Annotated in this window: 9 protein-coding genes and 1 other RNA gene; 1 reads left to right on the top strand and 9 read right to left on the bottom strand. The window is 44.2% G+C overall.

The window, feature by feature from the left end:
• From Q0R17_RS09625 to ylqF, 8 genes are all read right to left on the bottom strand, one after another.
• Nucleotides 1-465, bottom strand: a 465-nt coding sequence (locus Q0R17_RS09625) for a PTS transporter subunit EIIC (protein WP_293934476.1), incomplete at its 3' end; no start/stop codon positions are given.
• Between the two features lie 45 nt (nucleotides 466-510).
• Nucleotides 511-744 carry a PTS transporter subunit EIIB gene (locus Q0R17_RS09620; RefSeq protein ID WP_293934474.1) on the bottom strand — a complete coding sequence of 78 codons (234 nt, stop codon included), beginning with the start codon at nucleotides 742-744 and terminating at the stop codon, nucleotides 511-513.
• A gap of 140 nt (nucleotides 745-884) precedes the next feature.
• Nucleotides 885-3,446: a phosphoenolpyruvate--protein phosphotransferase gene (ptsP, locus tag Q0R17_RS09615; protein ID WP_293934471.1), complete on the bottom strand. Its 2,562-nt coding sequence runs from the start codon at nucleotides 3,444-3,446 to the stop codon at nucleotides 885-887.
• Nucleotides 3,447-3,735: 289 nt separating this feature from the next.
• Nucleotides 3,736-4,338, bottom strand: a complete 603-nt coding sequence (locus Q0R17_RS09610) for a 5-formyltetrahydrofolate cyclo-ligase (RefSeq protein ID WP_293934469.1) — start codon at nucleotides 4,336-4,338, stop codon at nucleotides 3,736-3,738.
• Nucleotides 4,339-4,356: 18 nt separating this feature from the next.
• Nucleotides 4,357-4,533, bottom strand: a non-coding RNA gene (gene ssrS / locus Q0R17_RS09605) — 6S RNA.
• A gap of 22 nt (nucleotides 4,534-4,555) precedes the next feature.
• The gene (locus Q0R17_RS09600; RefSeq protein ID WP_293934467.1) at nucleotides 4,556-4,873 is read right to left on the bottom strand and encodes a cell division protein ZapA; all 318 of its coding nucleotides are present in this window, start codon (nucleotides 4,871-4,873) and stop codon (nucleotides 4,556-4,558) included.
• Nucleotides 4,866-5,069 (bottom strand): hypothetical protein, encoded by a 204-nt coding sequence (locus tag Q0R17_RS09595; RefSeq protein WP_293934465.1) that lies wholly within the window; start codon nucleotides 5,067-5,069, stop codon nucleotides 4,866-4,868. The genes Q0R17_RS09600 and Q0R17_RS09595 overlap by 8 nt, the downstream gene beginning before the upstream one ends.
• 108 nt (nucleotides 5,070-5,177) lie before the next feature.
• Nucleotides 5,178-6,077: a ribosome biogenesis GTPase YlqF gene (gene ylqF / locus Q0R17_RS09590; RefSeq protein WP_293934464.1), complete on the bottom strand. Its 900-nt coding sequence runs from the start codon at nucleotides 6,075-6,077 to the stop codon at nucleotides 5,178-5,180.
• A 369-nt stretch (nucleotides 6,078-6,446) separates the two neighbouring features.
• On the opposite strand from ylqF, the gene Q0R17_RS09585 reads away from it, so the two are divergent.
• Nucleotides 6,447-6,947, top strand: coding sequence for a TlpA disulfide reductase family protein (locus tag Q0R17_RS09585; protein ID WP_293934461.1), 501 nt, complete (start codon nucleotides 6,447-6,449; stop codon nucleotides 6,945-6,947).
• Between the two features lie 126 nt (nucleotides 6,948-7,073).
• On the opposite strand, the gene hemL is transcribed toward Q0R17_RS09585, so the two are convergent.
• On the bottom strand, nucleotides 7,074-8,351 hold the full coding sequence (gene hemL / locus Q0R17_RS09580; protein ID WP_293934458.1) for a glutamate-1-semialdehyde 2,1-aminomutase: 1,278 nt from the start codon (nucleotides 8,349-8,351) through the stop codon (nucleotides 7,074-7,076).
• Nucleotides 8,352-8,569 lie beyond the last annotated feature (218 nt).

Raw genomic sequence — 8,569 nt, 5'->3', positions numbered from 1 at the left:
AATCGGCACAAAGCGCTTACCTGCAAAGAAGCCAAGGTAAGGAGGCAGCTCGATGCGATAGTATTTATTGAACAAGCCAGCCGCCAGCGCACCGGCGATAATCCCGCCAAATACGCCGGTCTCCATCGCCTTCATACCCATAACCATGGCGGGCTCAGTACCCAGCACCGGAGCCATCACGCCCATGGTTGCCAGCAGCACAACATAACCGACCACGGCAGCAATTGCGGCTACACCATCGTTTTCGGTTAAGCCTAAGGCCACACCAATTGCAAAAATCAGTGCGAGATTACCAAAAATCGCACCGCCGCCCGCGGCCATCAAATGTGAAACGACTTCCGGTAAAAAAGAAAAATTGGAAGCACCAAAACCAAGCAATAAGCCCGCTACTGGCAATACTGACACCGGTAACATGAGCGATTTGCCGATTTTTTGCAAAAATGCAAAAGCGTTTTTAAACATCATCTTCTCCGTACTGCTTACTACTTGGCAAAACCAAGCAGCTATTTTCTAAGACAGGATTTCCATATAGCGTGGGGCATCAGCACCAATGATAAGGTGGAAAACTGGACTCTTAACAGGCATCACCGCCAGAACACCGGCTTGTTGTAATCGCTCTAAATTACAGCGGCTTGCATCTATCAATACCACGCGTAAACGTGTTAGAGCCACCAGCTCTAAGGAGCTTATATTGCCCCAACCACCCAAAGCCGCTACCAACAAAAAAGGGAAACTGTCGCGCATTGTGTTTTGATCTTTCAAGGTTGATTCTCACGCATAAGGCGCAGTGCCACAATCCATTGAACACCGCATGATATAAGGCTTTAGAGCTTGATCTGTCCGCTTGACAAAACAGGCCAATATCGGCCTGTTTTGATCATTATTTAATCAGCGAGTTGCTGAGATAGACGCGTACGAACTTCTGCCACCGTGCCCATTTGCAGCACTTCAGCGGCCAACTTCTGGCAGTCTGCTTTTGATAGTGTGCGCACCAAGGCTTTAACGGCCGGAATAGCAGGCACACTCACGGATAATTCATCCACACCCATACCAATTAACAAGGGAACGGCAGAAGGATCAGAGGCAATACCGCCACAAACCCCTACCCACTTACCATGGGTATGTGCACCCTTCACGGTGTTGGCAATCAAACGCAATACACCTGGATGCATTGCATCAGCCTCTTTAGCTAACTTAGGATGACCACGATCCATCGCCAGTGTGTACTGGGTGAGATCGTTAGTACCAATCGAGAAGAAATCGACTTCACGGGCAAAGATTTCTGCCATCACGGCCGTGGCAGGCACTTCTACCATAATCCCAATCTGCACTGCGGCGGTAATACCTAAAGCCGCTTTTTCTTCTGCCACAATGCGTTTCACTGTCCGGACTTCTTCTAAAGAAGTAATCATCGGAAACATGATGGCTAATTTGGCGTGTTCAGCAGAACGCAAAATGGCGCGAATTTGCGTGTGCAGCAATTCTGGCTCAGCCAAACATAAACGCACGCCACGCACGCCCAAGAATGGGTTTTCTTCTGCTGGCATCGGCAGGTAAGGCAAAGGCTTATCGCCGCCTACATCCAAAGTACGAACCACAAAAGTTCTATCTTTACCAAGTGATTTGGCAATATCGCTATAGATTTTGTCTTGTTCAGCTTCTGAAGGCGCTTCGGTGCGCTCTAAGTACAAAAATTCGCTACGTAGCAAACCAACACCTTCACCGCCCAGTTTTACCGATTGCAGCGCTTCTTCCAGCCCGCCAATATTAGCGACCACTTCAACGCAAATACCATCTGTGGTGGTGGCAGGCTCAAATGCGGCGGCCAGCTCTTCAGCCTGACGTTTAGCTAATTTAAGTTGGCGCTCACGAATACTACTCACTTCTTCTGGCGACGGATTTAAACGCAAACAGCCCTTACTGCCTTCCAAAATAACCGGAGTTCCGTTGGCTAATTGCAGAGCAGCGTCTTCAATGCCACAAATCGCCGGAATATTCAAAGATCGAGCCAAGATTGCTACATGGCTGGTTGCCCCGCCACCAATCGTACAAAAACCCAGCACTTTATTGCGGTCTAAGCTTGCTGTATCCGATGGGGTCAAGTCTTCAGCAATCAAAATGGCATCATCTGGTACTTCAAATGCCGCTTCTTTAATCCCCGCAATCAAGCGCAATACACGTCGGCCAATATCGCGAATATCGTTAGCTCGGCCCGCTAAAATTTCATTTTTAAGCTTGGCCAATTTATCCGCATAGCTGGTAAATGCAGCACGCCATGCAAACCCTGCGCTCTTCCCTTGGCTTATCGCTGCCGTAGCAAGATCCAGTAAATCAGGATCAGATAATAATTCTTGGTGAGCGGTAAAGATTTCTGCCTTTGCTGGATCAGCAATTTCACCTTTCAATGCTTCTAACTGCTGGTACGCTTCTTTTAGCGCAACATCTAAACGACGTTTTTCTAGATCAGGCGTGTCACCCGCTTCATGCACGTCGATTACTTCTTGTTTTACTTGGAAAATATGCCCAACGGCTAAACCAGGTGAGGCAGATACTCCCATCAACACATTAGGATCATTCGATTTTAATGCGGGCCGCGTTTGTGGCTTAGGAAGATGCTTTGTCGCAGCCGCTGGCAACACGCCGCCACAATCTTCACCTGAACCGCTGGCAATCAGCTCTGCTAGCGCTTTAGCCGCTTGACCTGCATCTGGGCCAATCGCTTTGACAAAAATCGAATCACCGTGCTGAACTTCCAAGCCCATAATCGAAACCACAGATTTGGCATTGGCTTCATCGCCTGCACGTACTAACTTCAGCTCAGATTTAAACGTCTTAGCCATATTGGCCAGCACAGCAGCAGGGCGAGCATGCAAACCAGTTGGATTTGGCACAATCACGGCTGCAGATTGAATAGCTGCATCAGCCTGTGGGGCGGCACTACTTGCATTACCCACTAAAGTGGCGCCTGCCAAATCTAAAGAAAGCAAAATATCTTGTCCAGCAACAACCATTTTTTTGGTCGTTGGGATGTACTTAACTACTTTATCACCCGTTGTAATCACTATCTGCGTTAATAAGCTCAAAGCTTTGCGTGCAACCAAATCGGCATCAAACTCAATCAGCGGCTGGCCTACTTTTACGTCTGCGCCCTCGGCCACTTTGGCGGTAAAACCTTCACCGCGCATCATAACCGTATCCAAACCAATGTGAATCAGCACTTCAACACCTGCAGGCGTGGTGATAGTAATCGCATGCCGTGAAGAATGAAGTTGAGTCACTTTACCGGCAACCGGTGCCAGTAAGAGGTTGGAAATAGGATCAACGGAAATCCCATCACCCACCATTTTTTGAGCAAAAACCGGATCAGGAACCGATTCGATAGCAACAACAACACCAGACAGCGGTGCAAAAAGATCCAGCCGAGAGGCTTGAGTCGAGTTATTCATGGCAACCTCGTTATTGGGGGCAGTGCTTGTAAAGACTCTTTGTCGGCTTTAAAGCCAATCGGGATGTAGCAATCCATTGCGCTTAGGTTAAGAGATTTCTACTGGGTGCTAGTTTAGTGCTAAGGCAAAGAAAATAATTGTGAATTTATTGCCTTTGTCATTGCATAAATTTGCGTTACCTCACAAAACAGCGATTTTGGGCAGCTAGATGCATGTCACCTCGCTAAATAATGACTCTGTTTAGTGCAAGCCAGAAAAATACATGTGCAATGACTACAACAAAATGTAATCAGCGATTAGGATTTCGCCAGATTTTTTGACCACTTAGAATGTAATCTAATCGTAAGTCCCAACTATCCACAGCTAATTGCTCCACATGCTGCACATCAAAAGCTAACCCCACTAAACGGGGCTTTTTCCACACCCGACGCCAGCGCCGAAACTCAAAAGTACAATCATAGTAGCCTCCTCCTTGTCCTAAACGAGCTAGATTTGAATCAAAGCCCAGCAAAGGCAAAAAAACGATATCCAAATCACGGGGAGAGCATGGCATACCAGACTGCGGCTCAAGAATATTTTGTGGGCCTAGCTTCCAACGATTTTTAGCATCTAAGCGTACAAAATTAAGCTTTCTGCCTCGCTTTGGTACTTGCGGCAGATACACCTCTACACCGCCTAAAAGAGCGCGTAGCATTAATATCCAAGGGGAAAACTCACTGCCGGCAGGAATATAAGCGGCAATTTTTAGGCCACGCCGCAATAAACCAAGCTGCTTTGCCTGCATGGCAACAGCACTCTCTGCGGCATATCTTTCAAGGGGGGGGATAGAAGCACGAGCACGACGTATCAAACGCCGTGCTTCGGATTTGCTAGGTTTACCGATGATATTCACGTGATGTGAAACAATGAAGAGCTTCCCGCGAGTGCCGTCCGACGAGCAATCTTGAACCGAAGGTTCAAGCGGCCACCTACCGGATGCCATCAGGTGCATCCAACGGGGGATGCGCACAACAGGCATGCTCATGGCAGGCAACCAAAGTAATTATTGGTTCAGAGAGACAAGTCGTAACAAACACCGCAGGAAAGCATTGGTGTACACAATTGCCGCATCAGGAAAACATATCGATCTGCTCACCCATTACTGCGTCAATCGTTGAATTCATATTGGCAATTCTACGCTGAATTGTAGCAATGTCAAAACCTCCATCAACCCGCGTATGCAAATATTCATGCGTAATATTTAGCGCGGCCATAATGGCAATTTTTTCCAAACCAATCACCTTGCCAGACGCACGAATCTCATGCATACGCTGATCGAGTAGCTCCACGGCCTGTACCAAAGTCGCCTCTTCGTTTTCAGGGCAAGCTACACGAAACTCACGGCCCATGATAGAAACGTCGAGTTGCTTAATCACCGCATCACTCATTCTGATCCTCTGGCAGCTTCGCCAAGATAGCCGCAACTCTTTCTTTGCTGCCCTCTACCTTAGCGAGCAAACCTTGATTTTGCTGCTGTGTTAGCAATAATTTCTGGCGTAAGCCCCGATTTTCATCGCGTAACTCACGACAAAGCTGAGCTAATTGCTCGACTTTGTCTTCAAGATTTACAAGTTCAGCTTCCATCAGTCACTTCCAAAGCTACAGAGCAGTCGAATTCTAAGACATTTTTCTAGAACACGCCGCGTCAATAATGAATCTATCTTCGCAATGAACCATGCTCAAAACGTCATTTCACAAATCTGGATCAGGCAACTCTGCTTCATCATTTGGATCATAAACCGGCATTTCCAAGAAATCATCCGGAGTTTCCAAAGTAATACGGCCTAAAGTTCCAGCGCGAAACTCAGTCAAAATCATATCTGCGGTCTTTTGGGTATCAATACGACCACCCGACAACATCGCACCGCGTTTTTTGCCAATCAACTCAAACAAAGGCTCTGCATCACCCAGCAGATCTTTCAATTTATACCGATCAAGCAATAACTGCGGATAGCGCTCGATCAAGGTTTCAATGGCATACAAAGCCACATCCACTTCATCATAAGCATTACGACCAATCGATCCAGCCATCGCTAAACGGTAACCAGAATCTTCATTTTGCACTTTGGGCCACATCAAGCCTGGCGTGTCATACAAAATCATCCCAGCCAACGTCTCTACACGCTGCTGCATCTTAGTCACACCAGGTGTATCAGCCACTTTAGCAATTTTACGCTTGGCTAAGTGATTGATTAACGTGGATTTACCCACGTTAGGAATACCCACAATCATTGCTCTAAGCGGTTTATGTTCCCCATCACGATGTGGAGCCAAGGCTTGGCAAAGCTGAGGGATCAGTTTTGCACCTTGGATCTTATTGTCTTCGCCTAACAGCACCGCTTCAGTACCCGGCTGAGATTTAAACCAATCGAGCCACATACGATTGAGTTTTGGATCCGCCAAGTCTGCTTTATTCAAAACCTTCAAGGCGGGACGCTGCCTTAGCCTTCTCATCGGTTCAATCATGGGATTGCTACTAGACAGTGGCAAGCGAGCATCAACCACCTCAATCACCAAGTCTACCTTGGCCATGGTCTCTGCAACCTGCTTGCGGGCAGTGTTCATATGCCCTGGAAACCACTGGATCGCCATCGAACCCCTCCGTCAAAACGAGCCATTATACGGTGAAAAATCAAACGATCCATCAAATCAACTACTTGGGCTGTGGGCAATATCAACTGGCTCTGTGGATAACTACAAAGCTTGGGAATCCCAAAAAACTATCTCCAAATTATCCACAGGCCAAACAGATTTAACACCCAGCCTTGTGGATAAGTTAAAGTGTTGAAAAATATAAGGAAAATGACTTATCCACAGGAAAGGGCAACCCTTATTAGTTGTTCTTATATCTTTCTTCTTAAATGAAGTATTAAAAGAAAAAAAGATGTAAATAAATTTTTTAGCGCAAAACATCCAAAAAATGTTCTAAAATCGCTACCTTGCAAGATAAGGACAGAAAAAATGAAAAAATACTTACAGCTGACACTCATAATCAGTATTGTTTTAAGCATAACTGGCTACTTACTTTTTCAAGCTCCAAATAAATCTGCACCTGATATAAAATTAACTAGCATTCAAGGTCAAAATCTAAACCTGTCTACATTAAAAAACCAAATAGTTTTAGTTAATTTCTGGGCAACAAGTTGCACTGGTTGTATTCAAGAAATGCCAGAACTTATAAAATTACAAAAAAAATATAAAATGGCTAATTACAAAACAATCGCAGTTGCAATGGATTACGATATTCCAGAATATATTGAAAATTATGTAAAAGAAAAAAACCTTCCTTTTTTTGTTCAACATGATAAAGATGGAAAAATTGCTAAAGCCTTTGGGGATGTTGGATTAACACCAAGCACATTTTTAATTAATAAAAATGGTGAGATAATTAAAAAATATGTGGGTGTTGCAGACATAAAAGAAATAGAAAATTTAATTGAAAAAGAAACAAAAAATATATAGATAATTCTTTAAAATCAATGTGTTAGCTATTTTTAACTAATTTAAAACCGTCTACATAAAAAATAATGAAACTCAAATTAATGGCAAAAAAAAACGACCCGTAGGTCGTTTTTTTTAAAATATTATTTATAACTCATTAAAAACAATTTTAGCAGCAGCGAGTGTATTTAATATATCTTCATCACTATGTGCTGCAGAAACAAAACCTGCTTCAAATGCAGATGGCGCTAAATATATTCCTTTATTTAACATACCATGAAAAAAAGCATTGAAACGAGTACGATCAAAATTCATTACATCTGCAAACGATTCTGGAATAGACTCACTAAAATAAAAACCAAACATCCCACCCACACTTTGGGCGCTAAAAACAGTATTGGTTTCTTTAGCAACCTGAATTAAACCTGTAATTAATTTATTAGTTTGTTGTGTTAAAGAATTAAAAAATCCAGCTTCTCGGATCTTCTTTAGAGTAACTAATCCTGCAGCAACTGCAACAGGATTTCCAGAAAGAGTACCTGCTTGATAGACGGGCCCTAAAGGAGCCAACTGCGCCATAATATCGCTACGCCCCCCAAAAGCTGCTAACGGCATACCACCGCCAACCACTTTACCTAAACAAGTTAAATCCGGTTTGATGCCATGTAAACCTTGTGTACATTGCAAATCAACACGGAAACCAGTCATAACTTCATCGTAAATCAGTACTGCGCCGTATTTAGTGCTTAAATTTCTCATCGCTTGAACAAAAGCAGGGCTGGCTTGCACCATATTCATATTGCCAGCGATGGGCTCTACAATAATGGCAGCGATTTGATTACCGATTTCCGCAAATAATTGTTCTATAGCTACCACATCATTATAAGGTAGTACTAAAGTATCTGCGGCAACTGACGCTGGAACACCTGCTGATGAAGGATTGCCGAAAGTTAACAAACCAGAACCGGCTTTTACTAATAAGCTATCTGCATGGCCATGGTAACAACCTTCAAATTTCACTAATTTATCGCGGCCAGTAAAGCCACGCGCAAGGCGAATTGCACTCATTGTGGCTTCTGTACCGCTAGAAACTAGGCGCACTTGTTCGATAGACGGTAGCATTTCACAGATTAAATCCGCTAATTCCACTTCTAAAGCCGTCGGCGCGCCAAAACTCATGCCATTTTTAGCTGTAGAAATCACTGCTGCTACTACATCAGGATGGGCATGGCCTAAAATCAAGGGGCCCCAAGAGCCAACATAATCAATATAACGTTGATCATCGGCATCCCAAATATAAGCGCCCTCACCTTTTTTAATAAAGGGGGGTGTGCCACCAACAGAACCAAAAGCCCGCACTGGGGAATTAACACCACCAGGAATATGCTTTTGTGCGGCAGCAAACAATTGTTGGTTTTGATTCATGTCGAGATCCAAAATAGAAAAACAATATGATAGCGCTATCAATCTGCTAGAGCATTGTTTAGCGATTACATGTTGCTTGGTTTTTCTAGCAACGTAGTTTTATATTTATTACTACATGGGCAACTTGGCTCTATTTAAATATTGGACACAAAAAAATAAGCACCTCTGTAAAGGTGCTTATTTTTTGTTGGGCTTCGTTCCACTCAATATCAAGCTAC

It is taken from the genome of Iodobacter sp., assembly GCF_025352645.1.
Taxonomy (GTDB): Bacteria; Pseudomonadota; Gammaproteobacteria; order Burkholderiales; family Chitinibacteraceae; genus Iodobacter.
Note: the sequence above shows the minus strand (reverse complement) of the source record. Positions and strands in the feature narration are given on the sequence as shown.

Coding starts and splice junctions, on each gene's coding strand:
- Q0R17_RS09620 (WP_293934474.1), bottom strand. CDS start 744: ATGCGCGACAGTTTCCCTTTTTTGTTGGTAGCGGCTTTGGGTGGTTGG.
- ptsP (WP_293934471.1), bottom strand. CDS start 3,446: ATGAATAACTCGACTCAAGCCTCTCGGCTGGATCTTTTTGCACCGCTG.
- Q0R17_RS09600 (WP_293934467.1), bottom strand. CDS start 4,873: ATGAGTGATGCGGTGATTAAGCAACTCGACGTTTCTATCATGGGCCGT.
- Q0R17_RS09595 (WP_293934465.1), bottom strand. CDS start 5,069: ATGGAAGCTGAACTTGTAAATCTTGAAGACAAAGTCGAGCAATTAGCT.
- ylqF (WP_293934464.1), bottom strand. CDS start 6,077: ATGGCGATCCAGTGGTTTCCAGGGCATATGAACACTGCCCGCAAGCAG.
- Q0R17_RS09585 (WP_293934461.1), top strand. CDS start 6,447: ATGAAAAAATACTTACAGCTGACACTCATAATCAGTATTGTTTTAAGC.
- hemL (WP_293934458.1), bottom strand. CDS start 8,351: ATGAATCAAAACCAACAATTGTTTGCTGCCGCACAAAAGCATATTCCT.